The organism is Komagataeibacter medellinensis NBRC 3288, assembly GCF_000182745.2.
Lineage (GTDB): Bacteria > Pseudomonadota > Alphaproteobacteria > Acetobacterales > Acetobacteraceae > Komagataeibacter > Komagataeibacter medellinensis.
In genome coordinates this window covers 928,684-948,086 of record NC_016027.1, presented here as the reverse complement: position 1 = coordinate 948,086, position 19,403 = coordinate 928,684, and the positions used below count along the sequence as shown (strand labels likewise).

Sequence of the window (19,403 nt, the reverse complement as noted above, 5' to 3'; positions counted from 1 at the left end):
AGGCGGGAATTAAGCGGCGTGGGGCCGGTCAGGCAAGCGGGCTTCTATCATGTCGGCCAGACGGGCGGCGGCATCGGGGCGGCCAAGGCCCGCGGCGGCCTGTGCCGTGCGGGCCAGCAGGTCGCGGTCGGCCAGCAGGCTGACCAGCCGTTCGGTCAGCGCCTGCGGGGTAAACTGCGGCTGGCGGATCATCCAAGCCGCCCCTGCATCCTCCAGCGCCTGCGCGTTGGCACCCTGTTCATCGCGTGCGGCAATGGGGAGCGGTACCAGCAGCGACGGGCGGCCCGCCACCGTAAGCTCCGCCACCGATGAGCCACCGGCGCGACCGATCACCAGATGGGCGGTATGCAGCAGTTCGGGCACGTCGCTCAGGAAGGGGGCGACAATGGCGGGAATGCCAGCCGTGCGGTAGGCGGCACCGACCCGGTCCACATCCTCGGCCCGTGCCTGCTGGGTCACCTGCACGCGTGCGCGCAGGGCAGGGGGCAGGGCGGCGAGCGCTGGCGGCACGACATCGCTGAACACGCGCGCCCCCAGAGACCCGCCCCAGACCAGCAGGTTGATGACTCCGTTGGAGGGGACATAGCCTTCCCCCCCCAGGGCTGCGATATCACGCCGTACGGGCATGCCGGTCAGGGTAGTGGGCACGCCCGCAGGCACGCCCGCCACCACGGGGAAGGACGTGGCGATCCCGTCCATCCTTCCCGCCAGGAAGCCGTTAGCCTTGCCCAGCACCGCATTGCCTTCATGCAGGAACAGGAGCGGGCGCTGCGCTTTTGGCAGGAGGCTGCCCGCCAGCAGCGGCGGCACGGACGGATACCCTCCGAAACCAATGATGGCGGCCGGCCGGATGCGCCCCAGTATGCCGCGCGCCTGTGCGGTGCCACGCGCCAGTGCAAGGGCTGCCCGGGTTGCGCGCACCATGCCGCGCCCCGCAATGCCGGCACCCGGCAGGATAAACTGCTGGCGCCCGGCAAAGACGCCGGTTTTGCGCGTGCCCGCGCGCCGGTCGGTCATGAGGATGATGTCATGCCCCCGGCGCACCAGTTCGCAGGCCAGCGCTTCGGCGGGAAAGAAGTGGCCGCCGGTACCACCGGCCGCAACGGCAATGCAGTGACGGGTCATGACGGGACTTTCTGCGATGGTGATGAAGGTGGCGATGAGACCGAACCGAACAGCAGGTCATCTCCCACCCGGTTGCGGGTCAGTGCCAGAACCATGCCGATTGTAAGCGCAACCGACATGGCGGAGGAACCACCATAGGAGATGAAAGGCAGCGTCATGCCCTTGGTGGGAATAAGGTGCAGGGTCGAACCCATGTTGACGAATGCCTGTAGCCCGAACCCCGTGACCAGCCCCGCCGTGGCCACCGCGATGAAGGGGTCTTTCTCATGCAGCAGGCGTAGAAGCGTGCGGATGACGATGGTGGCGAACACGCCAATGATGAACAGGCAGATCAGCATGCCGAATTCTTCCCCCGCCACGGCGAATACGAAGTCGGCATGGGCATCGGGCAGCAGGTCCTTCACCCGTCCCTCGCCGGGACCACGTCCCAGCAGGCCGCCATTGCCAAAGGCGCGCAGTGCGGTATCGATCTGGTAATGGTCACCTACGGCGGGGTGGAGGAAGCGCTCCACGCGCGAGCGCACATGCGGGAACACCATATAAGCCCCCACAAACGCCGCCACCATGCTAGCCACGCCCGCACCCACCAGGAACAGGCTCATGCCATCAAGGAAAAGCTGGGCCAAGAATACCGTGGTAATCACGCTCAGCATACCGATATCGGGCTGGGACTTGAGCAGGAACAGCACAATTCCGAACAGCCCCAGCGCTATGATCATGCCGGGGAAATGCGTTTTCACGCTGCGCTGCGTCAGTAGCCATGCCGTGATCACGGCAAAGAATGGCTTGAGGAATTCCGATGGCTGGACCGACATCATGGGCAGTGCGATCCACCGCCGCGCCCCCTTGATCTCGATGCCATGCACAAGGGTAAGGAACGTTGCCCCCAGCGCCAGCGCAAACCCGATCCACGCTGTAAGCCGCACCCCGCGCAATGACAGGCGCGACGTGACGATGACGATCACCAGTGCAAGGAGCAGGAAGCAGACCTGCTTGAAGATAAACATATCGCGTGAGGCACCGATACGCACCGCCACCGCCGGGCTGGCCGCCAGCATCAGGATATAGCCGAACCCGATCAGGATACCCACGCAGATCAGCGTGACCCGGTCGATGCTCCGCCACCACTTTGCGGCATTGGAAGTGTTGATGCGCGACAGGTTGCTCATCCCGTCATGGTTCCATCTGCCCCATGGGCCAGGTCATGCACCAGTGCCGCAAAACGCGCGCCGCGAGCTTCAAACCCGCTGAACTGGTCAAAACTGGCGCAGGCAGGCGAGAGTATGACCACATCCACCCCCAGCGTGCGCGCGGCCCCCAGCGCCTGTGGCACCGCGCGCTCAAGCGTATCGACAATGCGGTAGGGCACATCGTGCTGCGCCAGCGTTGCCGCCAGCACCGGCGCGTCGCGCCCGATCAGCAGCGCAAGGGCCACATGGCCGAACAGGGGGGCCAGTTCCCCTATCCCGCCCGCCTTCGCCGTGCCGCCCGCAATCCAGACCAGCCGTTCGTGGCAGACCAGCGCACGCGCCGTCGCATCGGCATTGGTGGCCTTACTGTCATTGATGAAGCGCACGCCGTTAATCTGCCCCACCAGTTTCTGCCGGTGGTCCAGCGCGCTGAACGAGACCAGTGCCGCTTTCACGTCTGTCCGTGGCATGCCCAGATGCAGCGCCATGGCAGTGGCGGCGGCCGCGTTCTCGCGGTTATGGGTGCCGGGCAGGTCCGTCACGTGGTCCAGATCGGTAATTACGCCATTCCGGTCACACAGCGCATGGGGGGTGCAGTAATAGTCGCACTGTTCCACATCCGCCCCGCTTACGCAGGCAATGCGCACGCGGGTTGCCGCAAGGAAGCGGTGCAGGCGTGCGTAATCGGGCAGGGTTGCCCCCAGCACCGCCAGATCACCCGCGTGCTGATGGTCGAACACATGCAGCTTGGCCGCCGTGTAGCCGGCCATGTCGCCATGGCGATCAAGGTGGTCGGGTGTCAGGTTAAGCAGGCAGGCAGCATCGAAATGCAGCCGGTCCAGGCGTTCGAGCATGTAGCTCGACATTTCCAGCACGTACACCCCGTCATCAGGCAGGAGCGGTAGCGCCAGGGCAGCCGGGCCAAGGTTGCCGCCTGCTGCAACAGGTATGCCGCAACTGGCCAGCATGTGCGCCAGCAGGACCGTGGTGGTCGATTTGCCATTGGTGCCGGTAATGCCCGCAAACCGCGCGCGGCTGCCTGCCGCCCGCACGGCGCGGAACAGCAGTTCCGCATCCGACACGATGGGCACCCCCGCCGCAACCGCCATGCGCGCAAGCGGGTGGGGGGTGGGCAGGATATGCGCAATGCCCGGAGAGAGCACCAGCCCCGCAAGCCCGATCATGGTCGTGAAGGGTTCAACCTTCAGTCGCGGGTGGACAGGTAGTGCTTCACGGCTGGTGGCACTGTCATCCCATGCCTGCACGCTGGCCCCCATGGCCAGCAGGGCGGCCACGGCAGCATTGCCGTTGCGGCCCAGGCCCACCACCCCGTAGTGGTGGCCCGCGAACAGGGTGGGAGGGAAGGACGTGTTCACCGCAGTTTCAGCGTGGCCAGACCACACAGCCCCAGCACGATGGACACGATCCAGAAGCGGATCACGATCTTGGATTCCGCCCAGCCTTTTTTCTCGAAATGGTGGTGCAGCGGCGCCATCAGGAACACTCGCCGCCCGGTGCGCTTGTACCAGAACACCTGAATGATGACCGAGAGCGTCTCCACCACAAACAGCCCACCCACGATGCACAGTACCAGTTCGTGCTTGACCGCGATGGCCACTGCCCCCAGCGCGCCACCCAGCGCAAGTGATCCCGTATCCCCCATGAACACGGCGGCTGGCGGCGCGTTGAACCACAGGAAGCCAAGCCCCGCCCCCACCAGTGCGGAACAGAACACCCCAAGTTCCCCCGTGCCGGGCACGGCGTGCAGTTGCAGGTAGTCGGCAAATACATGGTTGCCCACCAGATAGGAAATCAGCGCGAACACAAGAGCCGCCACAATGACCGGCACGATGGCCAGCCCGTCCAGCCCGTCGGTAAAGTTCACGGCGTTGCCAAACCCGGTAATGGTGATCATGGCAAACAGCGGGAAGGCGTAGCCCAACGGCAGCAGCAGGTCCTTGACGAACGGGAAGGCGAGGTGGTTGGCAAGGTCGGGCGGCATCATGTGTTCCAGCCAGATCCCGCCAATCAGCGAGGCCCCGAACTCGCACCCCAGCCGCATCCGTTTGGAAACGCCATCGGTATTGCGGCGTGAGAGCTTGAGATAATCATCGGCAAAGCCGACCGCGCCAAAGGCCAGCGTGGTCAGCATCACCGCCCAGACAAACCCGTTGGTCAGGTCCGCCCACAAAAGGGTGGAACCAAATAGCGAGAGCAGGATCAGCACGCCGCCCATGGTTGGCGTGCCCACCTTTTCAATCAGGTGCCGCTCCGGCCCCAGCGCGCGGATCGGCTGGCCACCGCGCTGGATGCGGCGCAACTGCGCGATCAGCGGGTTGCCCAGACATAGGCTGATTACCAGCGCGGTCAGGCATGCGGCGCCTGCGCGGAACGTGATGTAGCGGAACAGGTTGAGCACGGAGGTATGGGCCGTGGCATGCTGCTGGAACAGGTCATACAGCATCAGGCCGGTCCCACCCGCGCATCATCCGCCTGTAAGGCGGTAACGACATGGCGCATGCGGCTGCCAAGGCTGCCCTTGACCATGACGGTATCCCCTGCGCGCAGGGCCGCGCGCACCAGCGGGGCAAGCTGCGCGGAATCAGGGGTCCATGCCCCCTGCAGGGAAGGAGGCAGGCTGTCGTAGAGTTTTTTCATATTCGGGCCGCAACAGAAGACAATATCCGCGTTTGCGCGGACGGCAGGAAGGAGGGAGACATGCTCATGCCCCGCAAACGCGCCCAGTTCAAGCATGTCACCCACAACGGCAACGCGCCGCCCGGCGGCAACAAGTCCCAGCAGGTCCAGAGCCGCCTGAACGGAGGCGGGGGAGGCATTGTAGCTTTCATCAAGCAGGGCAACCTTGTCCTGCATCACCCGTACCATGGCGCCACGCCCCGCACCGGGGCGGAAGGTGGCAAGGCCCGCCACCGCGCGCGCCATGTCGGCCCCCGCGGCGCAGGCCGCCCCCAGCGCTAGCATGGCGTTGGCGGCCATGTGCCGGCCGGGTGCGCCAACATGCGCGCGCCCCTGCCAGCTCGGCATGCTCAGGCTGAAATCGCTGCCCGTTGCCGTGGCCTGCACCGCGCCGGGCACGATGGCGCACCCCGCCTGCATGCCTGCCCGCCACAATGCGGCACCCGCGCGGGCGGCATTGTGTTCAAAATACACCTGGCCGGTTACGCCATCGGGAATGATGCCAGTACCGCCTTTGGGCAGGGCCAGCAGAATCTCGGCCTTCTCGCGCGCAATGGCGTCCACACTGCCCATGAGCCCGAGATGGGATGAGGCGACCGTTGTCACCACCGCCACATCTGGCCGCACCATGGCGGCCAGCGGCGCGATCTCGCCTGCGTGGTTCATCCCGATCTCGCATACGCAGTACGCGGCATCGGCAGGCAGCCGCGCCAGTGTAAGTGGCACGCCCCAGTGGTTGTTGTAGGACGCCACGGCACAATGCGTGGGGCCACAGGCGGCAAGGGCCGCGTGCAGCATGTCCTTGACCGATGTCTTGCCTACGCTGCCGGTCACGGCCAGCATGCGGCCGCCGAAGCGCGCGCGGGCGTAACGCGCCATGGCCTGCATGGCGGCCAGTGTATCAGTCACGCGCAGGATGCGCGGGTCCGCCCCGCAGTCCTCATGCGCCACCACGCAGGCCGCGCCGGCTTGCAGCGCGCGGGCCACATGGTCATGCCCGTTGCTGTTCTCGCCGCGCAGCGCGATGAACACATCGCCCGGTTGCAGCGTACGCGTGTCGATCGAGACGCCAGTGCCTGCGATATCTGCGCCGGGGGGAGCCGCGAACCGCCCCGATGTGGCGGCCAGCAGGTCCGCGCGGTTCCATAGCAGTGTCATTCAGTCCCCATCAGGTCACGGATTACCGTGGCATCGTCAAATGGCAGCACGTCGTGGCCGATTGTCTGGCCCTGCTCATGGCCCTTGCCTGCCACCACCAGCACGTCCCCCGCTCCCAGCAGCCCAAGGCCCGTGGCAATGGCCTGCCGCCGGTCACCGATCTCGGTCGCACCCGGTGCGGCTGCCATGATGGCGGCGCGAATGGCGGCGGCGACTTCCGTGCGCGGATTGTCATCGGTTACGATCACCCGGTCGGCCAGACGGGTTGCGACTTCGCCCATCACCGGCCGCTTGCCCCGGTCACGGTCGCCGCCAGCTCCCATTACAATAACAAGTCGGCCCGGCGTATGGGGCCGCAGGGAGCACAGCAGGCGCTCGATGGCGTCTGGCGTATGGGCGTAATCAACATAGGCGGCCGCCCCGTTATCCAGCACACCCACGCGCTCCAGGCGCCCGCGCACGCCGTGCAGGCGGGGCAGCAGGCTGACGGCACGCTCGGGTGCATTGTCATCCGCGCCTGCCATGGCACAGGCCAGCAGCATGTTGTCCACCTGGAAACGGCCGACCAGCGGCACTTCCATTTCCCGTCGGCCCGTCGGGGTCATGACCTGCACGATCTGCCCCGCCGGCATGGGCCGCACGTCCATAAGACGCAGGGTCTCGCCCCGCACCCCCGTCGTGCGCACGACCAGCCCGCGCCGGGCCGCGATCATGCGCAGGGCGGTGCAGGTGGCCGTATCCATATCCGCATTGAAGGCGGCAATGCCTCCTTCGGGCAGGATCGTGTCGAACAGGCGCAACTTGGCTGCGCGGTAGTGTTCGGTCGTGCCGTGATAGTCCAGATGGTCGCGTGTCAGGTTGCTGAACCCTGCTGCATAGGGGCGCAGCCCGTCCAGCCTGCGCTGCTCCAGCCCGTGTGATGAGGCCTCGACCGCCACATGTTCCACCCCCGCCTGTGCCATGGCGCCCAGAAGGCACATCAGCCCCACGCTGTCCGGTGTGGTCAGTACGGGGCCGCAATCGGGTAGCGGGCAGGGGGCCAGTGCGCCCAGCGTGCCGATGGTTGCGGCAGGCAGGGCCAACAGGGTCCATATCTGGCGCAGGAATTCCGCCGTGCTGGTCTTGCCGTTGGTACCGGTTATAGCGGCGATATGCGTGGGCAGTCGGGGTGTCAGCACGCGGGCGATGTGTGCCAGCGCCGCACGCGCATCTGCCGCCACGATGCAGGTCACACCCGGCGGCGGGGTGAAGGCAGGGTCGTGCTCCACCAGCACGGCGGCAGCACCCTGTGCCATGGCCTGGGCAATATGGGCGCGCCCGTCCGCATGCGTGCCGCGCAGGGCGGCAAAGATCATGCCCGGGCCGATCCGGCGGCTATCGGGGGAGATGGCGTGGATGTCGGTTTTCGATGCATGGGTAACCCGCGCGCCATCCAGCCCCTCGCGTTGCAGGAGTTCACTCAGCAGCATCGGTTTCAGCCCCTGTCACGCATATGGTGGCCGGGTGGTCCGGGCAGGTCATTGGCCGCGTGTTCGGTATGGCCCGCAAGCTGGGCGGCCTGCGCTGCATCATGGGGGCGGGCATGATGCGGGTGTCCGGCACCTTGGCTGGTATGTTCATGCTCACGCTCATGCAGGTGAGCGGTACCGGGGTCGTTACCCGGCCCCAGCGCGCGGTAGCCACGTGGCACGGCGGGCTTCATGGGAATGGCCAGCGAGGCCTCGATCGCAGCCGCATGCTCCGTATCGGGAAACAGGCCCAGCATGGGGGCGATGCGCGTGATCATGTGCGATGCCGTGGGGGCCGCGTTCCACCCCGCCGTGGTCCAGCCATGGGTCTGGGCGGTGGGCTTGGGGCTGTCGAGCATGACATAGATGGCGTAGTGCGGCGCATTCATGGGGAAAATACCGGTAAAGGCCGACACATTCACATGCTTGAGGTAGCCGCCATGCGGGCCGATCTTCTCTGCCGTACCGGTCTTGCCGCCTACGTAATAGCCCGGCGATTCCGCTTTTCCGCCCGTGCCCTTGACCACGTCCAGCCGCAGGATCTTGCGCAGGATGTCGGAATTGGCGGCAGAAATGAGCCGCTGCGCATCGGGCGGGATGGCCTGCGCGGTATCGGGCGCGCCGTCGGTTGCATCGGCGCTGGCGGCCTGGCTTGCCACCAGCGTGGGTCGCAGCAGGTAGCCACCATTGGCCGTGGCTGCCGTGCCACGCACGATGGAAAGTGGTGGTTCGGCCACGCCATGGCCGAATGCCACGGTCATGGTGGTGGAAACACCCCAGTTGGCGACGGACGGAATGATGGGCCGCCCGGCTTCAGGCAGTTCAACAGGCACGCGTGAGAAGAAGCCCATCTGGCGCAGCCAGTCCTGCTGGCGGGTGGCGCCTGCATCAAGGGCGATGTGGGCAGCGGCGGGGTTGGAGGAATAGGCCATCACCTCGGGCAAGGTCAGCCACGGGTCGAAATGGTCGTTCTTCATGTCCGAAATGGTAAAGCGCCCGATCTTGATCGGCGTGCTGGAAAAGCGGTCCCAGATATGGGCTATCCCTTCCTGCAGCGCCATGGCGGTGGTCTGGAGCTTGAAGGTCGAACCGGGTTCGTACATGCCCGTAACGGCGCGGTTGAAGCGTGCATCGGGCGCTGCGCGACCAAAGTCGTTGGCATCGTAATCTGGCAGGCTGACCATGGTTATGATCTCGCCGGTATGGACATCCATCACGATGGCGCAGGCGCCAATGGCCTGGAACGTGTCCATGGCGGACTGGAGTTCGTCATGCACTACGTTCTGCACCCGCACATCAACCGATAGGCGCAGTGGCGTGCGGTCCCCGTCCAGGCGTTTGTCAAAGAAGCGCTCGACCCCCGCCACGCCGTGATCGTCAATATCCACACCGCCCAGGATCTGGGCCGCCACCCGGCCCATGGGGTAGCGGCGGCGCTCGCCGGGTTCAAAATAGATACCGGGGATGCCAAGGTTGTTGACGGCCAGTTCCTGTGCCGGGGAAATGTCGCGCGCCAGATAGACGAACTGCTTGTTGAGCGACAGCCGCCGCCGGGTCTCAGCCTCGTCCAGCGTGGGCAGCGCGCCCTTCAGCTTATGCGCCGCATCCGCCGCGTCGATCATTTCCTGCGGGTTGGCATAGACCTGCGCCACCGGCAGCGACATGGCCAGAACCTGCCCCGTGCGGTCGATAATCGAGGCCCGGTGCACCTGCGGCAGCGCCACATCGCCTGCGATCATCCCCTTTGGGTCGCTTTTGGGGATGGGGGGAACCTGCGGGGCGATCTGCTGCTGCTGCGGCGGCATGGGGCGGATGATGGTGGCAACTGTCAGCTTGAGGCCAATGGCCGAGAACAGGACACAGAACACGCCCGCCAGAACCAGCAACCGCGCATGCATGCGCTGCTCGGCCAACTGGATGCGCAGGCTTCCCGTTACGGGCCGGGAAGCCTGCGCGCCCTGGGTCTGGTCATGGGAAAAGCTGTTCATTTACGTTCCGGGCCGGGGGGAAACCGGTCGAAGGATGGGATCAGTTACTGACGGGCACCGGGGGGGGCAGGGCGGTGACATGTGGCGTACCCAGCGAACTGCTGCCCATCAGGCGTGGGGCGGCCGCAGGGTGCCACGCTGCATCGGCTATGGCGGTGGTATGCGGGTGGTAGCTGGCGGTGGTTACGCGCGGGCCGGATACGATGCTGTCACGCAGGGTGGGCGTGTGCGGGGGTTCGGCCACCGCCACGCGCTCGGGTGCACGGACATGGTCCGCCATGCGCGGGGCAGGGCGCGGATCATTATGCGTATCATTCTGCGCCAGGGCGCGGGCCAGGGCGTCATGCGCCACGGGCTGCGGCTCGGCATGGCGGGGTGCAGGCGTGTGGGCCGCCACCGGTACGGGCGCGGGCGCGGGGGGGGGCGCATGGGAAACCGGGGCCACTGCGGCGTCATGCATGGTGGCCTGCACGTGGTCAGCCGCAAGGGTGGCCACCATGGTCGCGCGCGGTGCCGGGGCCGGATGGGCGGGCTGGCTGCCGACTGCGGGCATGTGGTCGGCCAGTGCGGCCATCTGCACGAACTGGGTGGGGGTGACCGGCTGCAGTCCCCTGTCATAACGGCTGGCCAGCGTACCCAGCCGGTCTGGCTGGTTGAGCATTGCCCATTCGGCGCGCAGCATCGCTGTCTGGGAACGGGTATGCTCCGTTTGCTCCACGATCTGGGCGATCTGGTGGTCAAGCGCGGTTGTCTGCTGTTTCTTGTTGTAAAGAAACAGGCCAGATACCGCTGCCACCACGGCAAAGAACAGGGTGACTAACCGACTCATCCGGCAGGTTCCAATTCTGCAAGGGGGAGGGGGGCAATGCATTCCATCGCGCGCAGTCTTGCGCTGCGTGCGCGTGGATTACGGCGGGTCTCTTCTTCTCCCGGTCGGATCGGGCGTCCGGTCAGGAGCCTGAATCCTGTAGGGCCGGCGCGTTCCGTCATGGCGCGCGGATCATGGCGGGAGGGCGCAGGCATACGCCCCGCGGCCTGCGCCATGGCCTGCTTGACCAGCCTGTCTTCCAGAGAATGGAACGATACGACAACCAGCCGTCCGCCTGGTGCCAGCAGGCGCGGTGCCTGTTCCAGCACGCGGTGGATCTGGCCCAGTTCGTCATTGACGTGAATGCGCAGCCCCTGGAACGTGCGGGTGGCGGGGTCGATGCCCGAGCGGTCGGGCCTGACCACCGAGCGCACGACATCAGCCAGTTGCCCGGTCCGCAGCAGGGGCGATTCGGCGCGGGCCGCCACGATGGCGCGCGCAACCCGGCGTGAAAGCCGTTCCTCGCCATAATGGTAGATGATGTCTGCCAGTTCATCTTCGGGCAGGGTATTGACCACATCGGCCGCCGTGGGACCGGTATCGCCCATGCGCATGTCCAGCGGCCCGTCCATGCGGAAGGAGAAGCCGCGATCCGCCTCGTCAATCTGGTAGGATGACACGCCGAGGTCGAGCACGATGCCATCCACCCGCGCAACACCCGCTTCCGCCAGCAGCGCGGCCATATCGGCAAAGCCGCCGTGCAGCAGGTGCAGGCGCTGCGTGCCATCGGCCGCCACGTAAGCCGGGGCCAATGCCCGGCCGCGCGTAATGGCTGCGGGATCGCGGTCAATGCCCCAGAGCTGGCAGGCGCTTGATGCCAGGATGGCGCGCGCATAGCCGCCGCCGCCAAACGTGCCATCCACGTAACGGCCGCCATCATGGGGGGCAAGGTAGTCCATTACCTCGGCCAGCATGACGGGTACATGCCCGGGGTCGTGGGGGGGGAAGGAAGCGTTCATGACGGCGTGCCCGTGTTGGCGGCGCCCCGGCCCGCCGTCAGGCTGCGTGCGCGGGCGCGTGCGGCGCTGCGGCGTTCTTCCGCCGCCTGCGGGTTCCAGATCTGGAAAGTGCGGCCCAGCCCCATGAAGGTGACCTGCTCGGTCAGGCCCGCATGGGCGCGCAGGGATTCGGGCAGCAGGATGCGGCCTTCCTTGTCGGCTTCAAATGGATAGGCGTCGGCATAGAGGGCAGTGGCGAGGTCGTCATGGTCTTCGGAAAAAATGTCCATTTCATCCAGCGGGCGGGTCAGTGCGGCAAAGGCATCGGCGGGCCATGCCTCAAGGCAGGGATGCAGATGGGACGGACGCAGGATGGCCAGCGGTTCGCCCGATTTGGCCCTGGCACGCAACGCCGTGCGGAATGCGGAGGGAATGGAAACCCGTCCTTTTGCATCCAGCCGGTTCTGGTGTGTGCCCAGGAATACACTCACGCTGCGCGATGCCCTCCCTTGGCATGAATTTCAGGAGCCGTGGATTCCGTACTTGCGAAGGCTGCCCAGGGGCCGCAGTCATCCTCTATCCGGCGTGGGTATGGGATAACATGGGATTTTATGGGCGGTCAATTAAAGATGTAAGAAAGATGGCTGAAAACTACAGTTATTTGAGCACAGGCAGTCCGCTGCGCAGGTAAAGAACCCAACTGGCATGCAATATGGCAGCAATGTGCCGTGTTTATGGTTTGTTCTTTGTTGTTAATACTTGTAAACAACTCTGGGTAGCGGGCGCCAATGACGCCCCCGCACAATGAAACAGGAAAAAATGCCAGACGGTCTGTAAGCCGGGTTCTGTCCGCCCATGGGGCGAGACGGTCATTCCTCTGAGATGTACCTTGCGGCACACCTTGCGCGACCAACCCGAACGACGGGGCGAAAAACCCCTGATGGCGCCTTGCGGCCCATCCGTCGTTCCTATTCGGTCTTGCTCCCGGTGGGGTTTACCCTGCCATCCATGTTACCATGCATGCGGTGCGCTCTTACCGCACCGTTTCACCCTTGCCCTCAACACTGCCCGTATTGCTACGGACATTGCCGTGAGGGCGGTCTGTTTTCTGTGGCACTATCCCTGGGGTCGCCCCCGCCGGCCGTTAGCCGGCACCGTTTTTCCGTGGAGCCCGGACTTTCCTCCATCGCGTGGCGCAAACCACCCGACAGCGACCGTCCGACCGTCTGGCATGCGGAAACTGGCGGTGCATGCCCCTGCCGTCAAGCGATAAATGATACGGGGGCGTTTCCGTTACGCCCGCCTGCCTGTTTTCCGCCGCCGGAGTGCGCCTATGACCCAGTCCACCCCCGCCTGCCGCCCCAACCTGCTGACCCGCGTGTTGCTGGGTGGCATGAAGTGGGTGGGGTCGCGCCGCCGTACGCAAGTTCCCCATACGCTGGAGGATATGCGCCACAGGCTGGACCGCCCATGTTTTCCCATGAAGCTGTCCGGGCTACAGGTCCGCCGTGTGATCGACTGCCGGGTGCCGGGCCGCGACGGCCTGTTGCCCGCGCGACTGTACGTGCCCTACGGCCGGGTGCATGGGGTGGTGCTGTTCATGCATGGAGGCGGGTATGTGCATTGCGGGCTGAATTCGCATCACGGCATATGCTGCAGGCTTGCGCGGCAGTCTGGGGCGGCCGTGCTGTCCATTGCCTACAGTCTGGCGCCCGAGCACCGCTTTCCCGTTGCGGTGGATGACTGCTGGGCCGCCCTGCAGTGGCTGGCAGGCGAGGCGCATCGCTGGGGCGGGCCGATTGCGGTGGCGGGCGACAGCGCGGGCGGCACGCTGGCCGCCGTCATGGCGCAGATGGCGCGCGATCGGGGCGGGCCGGAACTGGCCCTGCAACTGCTCTATTACCCCTCGCTTTACGGCGTGCGGGACGTGCCTTCGCGCCATGTCTATGCCAATGGCTACGTACTTTCGACCAAACTCATGGAATGGTATGCCGAGCAGTATGTCCGTACGGCTGCCGACCTGACCGATCCGCGCCTTGCGCCCATCTGTGCGCCTTCGCTGGCCGGGCTTGCGCCCGCGGTCATCGGGCTGGCGCAGTGTGATCCGCTGCATGATGAAGGCACCGGTTACGCAAGCGCCATGCAGCAGGCCGGAAGCCCGGCCCGCACCCGCACATGGCGTGGCGCGGTGCACGGGTTCCTGAACTTCTATTCTATGCTGCCAGCAGGGCGGGAGGCCATCCGTTACGGTGCGGAAGCCCTGCGCCAGGCGCTGCGGGCGAATGGTGGTGCTAGCGGGGCAGGGGGTGGAACACGCCCGGACTCTGCCAGTCCGTCAGTGCTTTCTGGTCAATCCGGTCAATCTGGAGTGTAAACAGCTTGGGCAGGGTGTTGCGGTCACCGGGGCAGGTGCCGGAATGCTTTTCCATTACATCAATGTGCGTTGCGTCGGGCGGGTCGTTACCGTTGAGTACAAACAACAGGCAGTTGCCCGATACTGATGTCATGCCGTTATGGGTGACGATGGTACGGTAATGCTCGACCAGTGCAGTGTTGTCGAACCAGCTGGTACGCGAAAACGTCAGCTTGTCCGCTGCCTGGTCCAGCCAGCCCATGCGGCCGACCACAAAGACCAGGGCGGCCATGGGCACGATCATGAGCACCCGGCGCACGATGCGCTGGCGCAGCGTGACCGGCCCGCGTCTGCGGGAAAGGCGCGGGGGGGCGGTGGGGGAATCCTGGGTCATGTGGGTGGCTGCTGCTTCATGTCCTCATGCCACAGGTGGCCGGACTGGGAGAGCAGGTTGCGCGCCCCCTCCGGCCCCCATGTGCCGGAGGCATATGGCTCCAGCGGGGCCTTGTTTTCCTTCCAGCCCTGCAGGATCGGGTCGATCCAGCGCCAGGCGGCGGCCACCTCGTCGCGGCGGATGAACAGGATCGGGTCGCCACGCACCACATCGAGCAGCAGCCGCTCATAGGCATCGGGATAGCGGATGTTGAACGCCTTCTCGAACTCGATGTTGATGTCCGCCTTGCGCAGGGCCAGACTGTCGGTGGGCGTAGGGTCCTTGGTCGAAACCGAGAGCATCATCCCCTCATCGGGCTGGATGCGGATGATCAGGCGGTTGGCGTCGGGCCGGTTGGCGAAGATCGACCACGGCGCACCTCGGAACTGGATCACGATCTCGCTTGATTTCTCGGCCATGCGCTTACCTGAGCGCAGGTAGAACGGCACCGTGCCCCACCGCCATGTCAGGATTTCGGCCTTTAGCGCCACGAAGGTTTCCGTCTCGCTGGTCATCCCTTCGCCCAGGTCTTCGAGGTAGCCGTTCACCGCGCGCCCGCCAATGGTGCCGCGCATGTACTGCCCGCGTGCGGTATAGATGGCCACGTCATCCGCCTCGATCGGCTTGAGGGCGTGCAACACCTTGAGCTTTTCGTTCCGCACGCTGTCGGCTCCCAGCGAGACGGGCGGGTCCATCGCTACAAGGCAGAGCACCTGCAGCAGGTGGTTCTGGATCATGTCGCGCAGGGCGCCGGAGCGGTCGTAATAGGGGCCACGGTTTTCCACGCCCACGGTCTCGGCCGCCGTGATCTGCACGTAGTCGATCGCATCGCACGACCACAGCCGCTCGAACACCGGGTTGGCAAAGCGCAGGGCGATCAGGTTCTGGACCGTCTCTTTGCCCAGATAGTGGTCGATGCGGAAGATCTGGTTTTCGGGGAAGTGACGGCCAACGCTATCATTGATCGCCTCCGCGCTGGCAAGGTCGGTGCCAATCGGCTTTTCCAGCACCACGCGCGACTGCGGCGTGATCAGGTCCTCGCGGCTCAGGTTCTCGCAGATCTGGCCATACAAGGCGGGGGATGTAGCAAGGTAGTAGACCCGGATGCGCCCCGGCGGCACGCTGTCCAGCAGGGTCTTGAGCGTGGGCCAGTCGCTATCCGCCTCCGCCCCGTTGAGGCTGACGTAATGCACCATGTTCACAAAGCGGGCGACGGTTGCGTCATCCAGCGCCTCGGGCTTGACGTGTTCGTGCAGGGCGTCGGTGGCGCGCTGCTGGTAGTCGGCGCGCGAAAGGGGGGAACGTGCCGTGCCGATGATGCGCGAATCATCGGGGATCTGCCCGTCACGGTAACGGTGATAGAGCGCAGGCAGCAGCTTGCGCATGGTCAGGTCACCTGTTCCGCCGAAAACGATGTAGTCAAAAGTATCAACGGGGGGAAGATGTGCCATGGAAGGTGGCCTCCTGCCTGTATGATGTGCCAGGCATGCCGGGGAGCATGCGTGGGGTTGGGGTATGCCGCAAAAGCTGCATACTGGCTGCTAGTTCGATTACGGCCCGCTTCTCTGGCCTGTCAAGTTGGCATTGACCATCGGGCAATGGCGCGATAATCCCGCCGTTCCACCCCATCGCCTAGTGACATTCCCTTCATGTCACGGATGGGCGCCTGACGGGGTAATCACGATATCTGGAGAGATCTGCCATGAATGCTGACAATTTCGGGGCGGACGACACGTCTGCCGCCGTGGGTGGGATTGCCGCCGACCGCCTGCGCAGCATTATCGAGCGCGTCGAGCGCCTTGAGGAAGAACGCAAGGCGCTGGCGGGCGATATCAAGGATATTTTCACCGAGGCGAAATCCGCCGGTTTTGATGTCAAGGTGATCCGCCAGATCATCCGCCTACGCAAGCAGGAACCTGCGGAAGTGGAAGAGCAGGAAACCCTGCTTGACATCTATCGCCGCGCGCTGGGCATGTAACGGTCCCGCCATGGCCTGGTGGCGCGGGCGATAGGGTCCGTGCCGCCGGGTAAACTCCAGTTCAGGTTCACGGTATGCTGTCCTCCCTTTTTCCGCAATGGATGCCGCCATGGGCGCAGGCCGTGCTGCTGGTGGGTGGTATCCTGTTCACGCTGGTCTGGCTGCTTGTGCCTTTTGCGGTTTTTGGCGTGAAGGGGCGGCTGGACAACCTTGCCATCCAGCTTGATGACCTGCAGGCCGAACTGCGGGTCATGTCCATGGGGATCAATACACCTCCCACATCCACCCCCATGCCCGTGGCGCAGGCCGATCCTGCCGCTCCCGTGCCCCGCCGGCAGCCCCCAGCCCCTGCGGGGACCGATCCGGTGTGGGACCCCACGCCCGCCGCCCGGCCGCCCGCCCGCGCAGTGCCGGAACCGGTGGAGGATGAGAGCGACATCCCCGCTTATGAGCGCCGCGCCCCCCGTTCATCACCGGCGGTACCCGTATCGGTAGCACCACCCCGTGCGGAGCCTGCCACCGGGCGTGGCGGGACGGAAGACTGGCCGCCACGCCCGGCTAAGGCCCCGCCGGCATCCCGTGAGCCGGCATCCCGTGCGGATGAGGGGCCGAGCCTTTCCGAATGGAGCCGTCGTTTGCCTGGTAGTGCACCGGACTCTGCGGCCGTACGTCCATTGCGGGCTTCGGTCTGGCCGCCTGAACGCGGGCAGCGTGCGGAACCGACCTTGCGCTGGCCACCCCGACGGGAGGGCTGAAGGTAACGCTTTTTCCAAAAGGCTCAGGGAACGCCGCCTTCCTGAAAAAGGCGGTACCCGGAAACTTTTTATTATTTATGTGGAATGGTTTGGTCGGTTGTCGGTTCCGTACGGGCAAACAGCACCAGGTCATCGCGGTGGATCAGTTCATCCGCGCCCTGCCAGCCCAGCAGGCCTTCGATTTCATCCGACTGGCAGCCCGCGATCCGGCCCGCATCTTCCGCCCCATAGCCTGCCAGCCCGCAGGCAACCCGGCGGCCATGGCGGTCCAGCACCGCAATCAGGTCACCACGGTCAAAATCGCCCGCCACTTCCTTCACGCCCGCTGGTAGCAGCGATGACCCCAGCATCAGCGCCTGCACCGCGCCATCGTCAATTACCATATGGCCCGCTGGTGTCAGGCTGCCCGCGATCCAGCTCTTGCGGGCGGATCGGGCGTCGGTCGCGGGCAGGAACCATGTGCAGCGCCCGCCATCACGCAGGCGGCCCAGCGGGTGCAGCGGCTGGCCCTGCGTAATGGCCATGGCGCAGCCCGACTGCGTTGCGATCCGCGCAGCCATGAGCTTGGTCCGCATGCCGCCCGATGAATAGCCTGGTGGCGGCGCACCGCCCATGGCTTCGATACTGTCGGTCAGTTCAGCCACGACCGGCAGGTGCCGTGCGTCGGGGTCGTTGCGCGGGTCGGCGGTGTACAGCCCGTCAATATCGGACAGCAGCACAAGCTGGTCCGCATTGATCATTTCCGCCACCCGGGCCGCCAGGCGGTCATTGTCGCCAAAGCGGATTTCGGTGGTGGCAATGGCGTCGTTTTCATTGATGACGGGTACGCAGCCCAGCCCCAGCAGCGTGTTGAGCGAGGCGCGGGCGTTGAGATAGCGGTTGCGATTCTCGGTATCATCGGGGGTCAGCAGCAGTTGGGCGGCTGTCAGCCCATGACCCGATAGCGCATCGGTCCAAGCCTGCGCCAGCCGGATCTGACCGACGGAGGCAGCGGCCTGCTTTTCCTCCAGCCGCAGCACGCGGCGCGTCAGTCCCAGTTGGTGGCGGGCAAGGGCAATGGCGCCAGACGAGACCACAACCACTTCCGTGCCCTGCGCGCGCAGGTCGGCGATGTCCTGCGCCACGCTGTCCAGCCAGGCCTGCCGGGGGGTTGCGTGGTCGGGGTCCACGATCAGGGCGCTGCCAATCTTTACGACAATCCGCCGTGCCGTACGCAGGTGGGGCAGGGCTGTATCCGTCATGTCACGGGGGTCTCCGCCTGAGTCGCCTCCGCCCGTTCGGCGCGGTCGCGGGTTACAAAATCCTGTAACTGGCGCAGTACCGTATCCACGTTCATATGGGCGACGGACGACATGGTCATGACCCTCTGCCCACTGGCCTGTTCCAGGGCCGTGCGGCGTTCGTCAATTTCCTCGGGCAGCAGGGCGTCGATCTTGTTGAGCACGATAATTTCCGGCTTGTCCGCTAGGCCGCCACCATATTCTGACAGTTCATGGCGGATGGTGCGCCATGCGCCCACCACGTCGGGCACCTCTGCCGTGCCATCAATCAGGTGCAGCAGCACCGCGCAGCGTTCCACATGACCAAGAAAACGGTCCCCCAGCCCGCTGCCTTCATGCGCGCCTTCGATCAGGCCGGGAATGTCGGCAATCACGAATTCTTCCGTAACCGACAGCCGCACCACACCCAACTGCGGGTGTAGTGTGGTGAAAGGATAGTCCGCAATCTTGGGTCTGGCGGCTGATACGGTGGAGAGGAAGGTGGACTTGCCCGCGTTGGGCAGGCCCACTAACCCCACATCGGCAATCAGCTTGAGACGGAGCCAGACCCAGCGTTCCTCCCCCGGCCAGCCCTTGTCTGCCCGACGTGGGGCGCGGTTGGTGCTGGTCTTGAAATGCGCATTGCCACGCCCGCCATCGCCACCGCGGCACAGGAGCAGGCGCTTGCCCGCGACATCAAGGTCGCCCAGCATGGTCTCGCGGTCCTCATCAAAGATCTGGGTACCGATTGGTACCTTGATCACGACCGTCTCGGCCGCCGCCCCCGTGCGGTCGGAACCCGCGCCATTGCCGCCCTTGCGGGCGCGGAAATGCTGGGTGTAGCGGAAATCGATCAGGGTGTTCAGGTTATCGACCGCTTCGAATATGATATCGCCACCCCGGCCGCCATTGCCGCCATCCGGACCGCCAAATTCGATATATTTCTCACGGCGGAAGGCGACGACCCCGTCCCCCCCGTCACCTGATTTTACATAGATTTTGGCCTGGTCAAGAAACTTCATTGCCTGCGATCCGGTCGGGGTGCGGCACAAGCGCGCCCTGTGTACATGCATGATACCAGAGAATACCGCCCGGCATCATACGAAAAAGGGGGCGGCCAGAATGACCGCCCCCCTTAAATATCGGGTAATCC

General features: G+C 65.2%; 17 protein-coding genes and 1 other RNA gene. 3 read left to right on the top strand and 15 right to left on the bottom strand.

What is annotated here, in order from left to right; genetic code table 11:
• Window positions 1-9: 9 nt before the first annotated feature.
• The 11 genes from GLX_RS04295 to rnpB all read right to left on the bottom strand — a co-directional run bounded on the left by GLX_RS04295 (window position 10) and on the right by rnpB (window position 12,702).
• Entirely contained in the window at window positions 10-1,125 is a 1,116-nt protein-coding gene (locus GLX_RS04295; protein WP_014104803.1) for a UDP-N-acetylglucosamine--N-acetylmuramyl-(pentapeptide) pyrophosphoryl-undecaprenol N-acetylglucosamine transferase, read from the bottom strand.
• Window positions 1,122-2,294, bottom strand: coding sequence for an FtsW/RodA/SpoVE family cell cycle protein (locus GLX_RS04290; protein ID WP_014104802.1), 1,173 nt, complete (start codon window positions 2,292-2,294; stop codon window positions 1,122-1,124). The genes GLX_RS04295 and GLX_RS04290 overlap by 4 nt, the downstream gene beginning before the upstream one ends.
• Window positions 2,291-3,691, bottom strand: a complete 1,401-nt coding sequence (gene murD / locus GLX_RS04285; RefSeq protein ID WP_014104801.1) for a UDP-N-acetylmuramoyl-L-alanine--D-glutamate ligase — start codon at window positions 3,689-3,691, stop codon at window positions 2,291-2,293. Before murD ends, GLX_RS04290 begins: the two co-directional genes overlap by 4 nt.
• Window positions 3,688-4,779, bottom strand: a complete 1,092-nt coding sequence (gene mraY, locus GLX_RS04280) for a phospho-N-acetylmuramoyl-pentapeptide-transferase (RefSeq protein ID WP_014104800.1) — start codon at window positions 4,777-4,779, stop codon at window positions 3,688-3,690. Before mraY ends, murD begins: the two co-directional genes overlap by 4 nt.
• On the bottom strand, window positions 4,779-6,170 hold the full coding sequence (locus GLX_RS04275) for a UDP-N-acetylmuramoyl-tripeptide--D-alanyl-D-alanine ligase (protein ID WP_014104799.1): 1,392 nt from the start codon (window positions 6,168-6,170) through the stop codon (window positions 4,779-4,781). Before GLX_RS04275 ends, mraY begins: the two co-directional genes overlap by 1 nt.
• Window positions 6,167-7,639, bottom strand: a complete 1,473-nt coding sequence (locus GLX_RS04270; protein WP_014104798.1) for a UDP-N-acetylmuramoyl-L-alanyl-D-glutamate--2,6-diaminopimelate ligase — start codon at window positions 7,637-7,639, stop codon at window positions 6,167-6,169. Before GLX_RS04270 ends, GLX_RS04275 begins: the two co-directional genes overlap by 4 nt.
• Before the next feature lie 5 nt (window positions 7,640-7,644).
• Window positions 7,645-9,666: a peptidoglycan D,D-transpeptidase FtsI family protein gene (locus tag GLX_RS04265; protein ID WP_014104797.1), complete on the bottom strand. Its 2,022-nt coding sequence runs from the start codon at window positions 9,664-9,666 to the stop codon at window positions 7,645-7,647.
• 40 nt (window positions 9,667-9,706) lie between these two features.
• Entirely contained in the window at window positions 9,707-10,495 is a 789-nt protein-coding gene (gene ftsL, locus GLX_RS04260; protein WP_014104796.1) for a cell division protein FtsL, read from the bottom strand.
• A complete protein-coding gene (rsmH, locus tag GLX_RS04255; RefSeq protein WP_014104795.1) occupies window positions 10,492-11,493 on the bottom strand; it encodes a 16S rRNA (cytosine(1402)-N(4))-methyltransferase RsmH in 1,002 nt (333 codons plus the stop codon). Before rsmH ends, ftsL begins: the two co-directional genes overlap by 4 nt.
• Window positions 11,490-11,963, bottom strand: a complete 474-nt coding sequence (gene mraZ / locus GLX_RS04250; RefSeq protein ID WP_014104794.1) for a division/cell wall cluster transcriptional repressor MraZ — start codon at window positions 11,961-11,963, stop codon at window positions 11,490-11,492. The genes rsmH and mraZ overlap by 4 nt, the downstream gene beginning before the upstream one ends.
• Before the next feature lie 327 nt (window positions 11,964-12,290).
• Window positions 12,291-12,702: RNase P RNA component class A (gene rnpB, locus GLX_RS16665), an RNA gene on the bottom strand.
• A gap of 103 nt (window positions 12,703-12,805) precedes the next feature.
• On the opposite strand from rnpB, the gene GLX_RS04245 reads away from it, so the two are divergent.
• The gene (locus GLX_RS04245) at window positions 12,806-13,846 is read left to right on the top strand and encodes an alpha/beta hydrolase (RefSeq protein ID WP_041247171.1); all 1,041 of its coding nucleotides are present in this window, start codon (window positions 12,806-12,808) and stop codon (window positions 13,844-13,846) included.
• Here GLX_RS04245 and GLX_RS04240 read toward each other — a convergent pair.
• Complete coding sequence (locus tag GLX_RS04240; protein WP_041247170.1) at window positions 13,764-14,219, bottom strand: hypothetical protein; 456 nt, start codon at window positions 14,217-14,219, stop codon at window positions 13,764-13,766. The genes GLX_RS04245 and GLX_RS04240 overlap by 83 nt on opposite strands.
• The gene (zwf, locus tag GLX_RS04235; RefSeq protein WP_014104792.1) at window positions 14,216-15,709 is read right to left on the bottom strand and encodes a glucose-6-phosphate dehydrogenase; all 1,494 of its coding nucleotides are present in this window, start codon (window positions 15,707-15,709) and stop codon (window positions 14,216-14,218) included. Before zwf ends, GLX_RS04240 begins: the two co-directional genes overlap by 4 nt.
• Window positions 15,710-15,960: 251 nt before the next feature.
• On the opposite strand from zwf, the gene GLX_RS04230 reads away from it, so the two are divergent.
• Both GLX_RS04230 and GLX_RS04225 read left to right on the top strand, forming a co-directional pair.
• The gene (locus GLX_RS04230) at window positions 15,961-16,236 is read left to right on the top strand and encodes a DUF2312 domain-containing protein (protein WP_007400192.1); all 276 of its coding nucleotides are present in this window, start codon (window positions 15,961-15,963) and stop codon (window positions 16,234-16,236) included.
• A gap of 74 nt (window positions 16,237-16,310) precedes the next feature.
• Window positions 16,311-16,991, top strand: coding sequence for a hypothetical protein (locus GLX_RS04225; protein ID WP_014104791.1), 681 nt, complete (start codon window positions 16,311-16,313; stop codon window positions 16,989-16,991).
• A 71-nt stretch (window positions 16,992-17,062) separates the two neighbouring features.
• On the opposite strand, the gene proB is transcribed toward GLX_RS04225, so the two are convergent.
• Both proB and obgE read right to left on the bottom strand, forming a co-directional pair.
• Window positions 17,063-18,232 carry a glutamate 5-kinase gene (proB, locus tag GLX_RS04220; RefSeq protein ID WP_014104790.1) on the bottom strand — a complete coding sequence of 390 codons (1,170 nt, stop codon included), beginning with the start codon at window positions 18,230-18,232 and terminating at the stop codon, window positions 17,063-17,065.
• Window positions 18,229-19,272, bottom strand: a complete 1,044-nt coding sequence (gene obgE, locus GLX_RS04215) for a GTPase ObgE (RefSeq protein ID WP_014104789.1) — start codon at window positions 19,270-19,272, stop codon at window positions 18,229-18,231. Before obgE ends, proB begins: the two co-directional genes overlap by 4 nt.
• Window positions 19,273-19,403: the final 131 nt, after the last annotated feature.

What these genes read in the sequence shown, in the direction of transcription:
- zwf (WP_014104792.1), bottom strand. Translation starts at nt 15,709, where the DNA reads ATGGCACATCTTCCCCCCGTTGATACTTTTGACTACATCGTTTTCGGC.
- GLX_RS04265 (WP_014104797.1), bottom strand. Translation starts at nt 9,666, where the DNA reads ATGAACAGCTTTTCCCATGACCAGACCCAGGGCGCGCAGGCTTCCCGG.
- GLX_RS04230 (WP_007400192.1), top strand. Translation starts at nt 15,961, where the DNA reads ATGAATGCTGACAATTTCGGGGCGGACGACACGTCTGCCGCCGTGGGT.
- GLX_RS04275 (WP_014104799.1), bottom strand. Translation starts at nt 6,170, where the DNA reads ATGACACTGCTATGGAACCGCGCGGACCTGCTGGCCGCCACATCGGGG.
- obgE (WP_014104789.1), bottom strand. Translation starts at nt 19,272, where the DNA reads ATGAAGTTTCTTGACCAGGCCAAAATCTATGTAAAATCAGGTGACGGG.
- GLX_RS04270 (WP_014104798.1), bottom strand. Translation starts at nt 7,639, where the DNA reads ATGCTGCTGAGTGAACTCCTGCAACGCGAGGGGCTGGATGGCGCGCGG.
- GLX_RS04295 (WP_014104803.1), bottom strand. Translation starts at nt 1,125, where the DNA reads ATGACCCGTCACTGCATTGCCGTTGCGGCCGGTGGTACCGGCGGCCAC.
- ftsL (WP_014104796.1), bottom strand. Translation starts at nt 10,495, where the DNA reads ATGAGTCGGTTAGTCACCCTGTTCTTTGCCGTGGTGGCAGCGGTATCT.
- GLX_RS04225 (WP_014104791.1), top strand. Translation starts at nt 16,311, where the DNA reads ATGCTGTCCTCCCTTTTTCCGCAATGGATGCCGCCATGGGCGCAGGCC.
- GLX_RS04240 (WP_041247170.1), bottom strand. Translation starts at nt 14,219, where the DNA reads ATGACCCAGGATTCCCCCACCGCCCCCCCGCGCCTTTCCCGCAGACGC.
- GLX_RS04245 (WP_041247171.1), top strand. Translation starts at nt 12,806, where the DNA reads ATGACCCAGTCCACCCCCGCCTGCCGCCCCAACCTGCTGACCCGCGTG.
- mraY (WP_014104800.1), bottom strand. Translation starts at nt 4,779, where the DNA reads ATGCTGTATGACCTGTTCCAGCAGCATGCCACGGCCCATACCTCCGTG.
- rsmH (WP_014104795.1), bottom strand. Translation starts at nt 11,493, where the DNA reads ATGAACGCTTCCTTCCCCCCCCACGACCCCGGGCATGTACCCGTCATG.
- GLX_RS04290 (WP_014104802.1), bottom strand. Translation starts at nt 2,294, where the DNA reads ATGAGCAACCTGTCGCGCATCAACACTTCCAATGCCGCAAAGTGGTGG.
- proB (WP_014104790.1), bottom strand. Translation starts at nt 18,232, where the DNA reads ATGACGGATACAGCCCTGCCCCACCTGCGTACGGCACGGCGGATTGTC.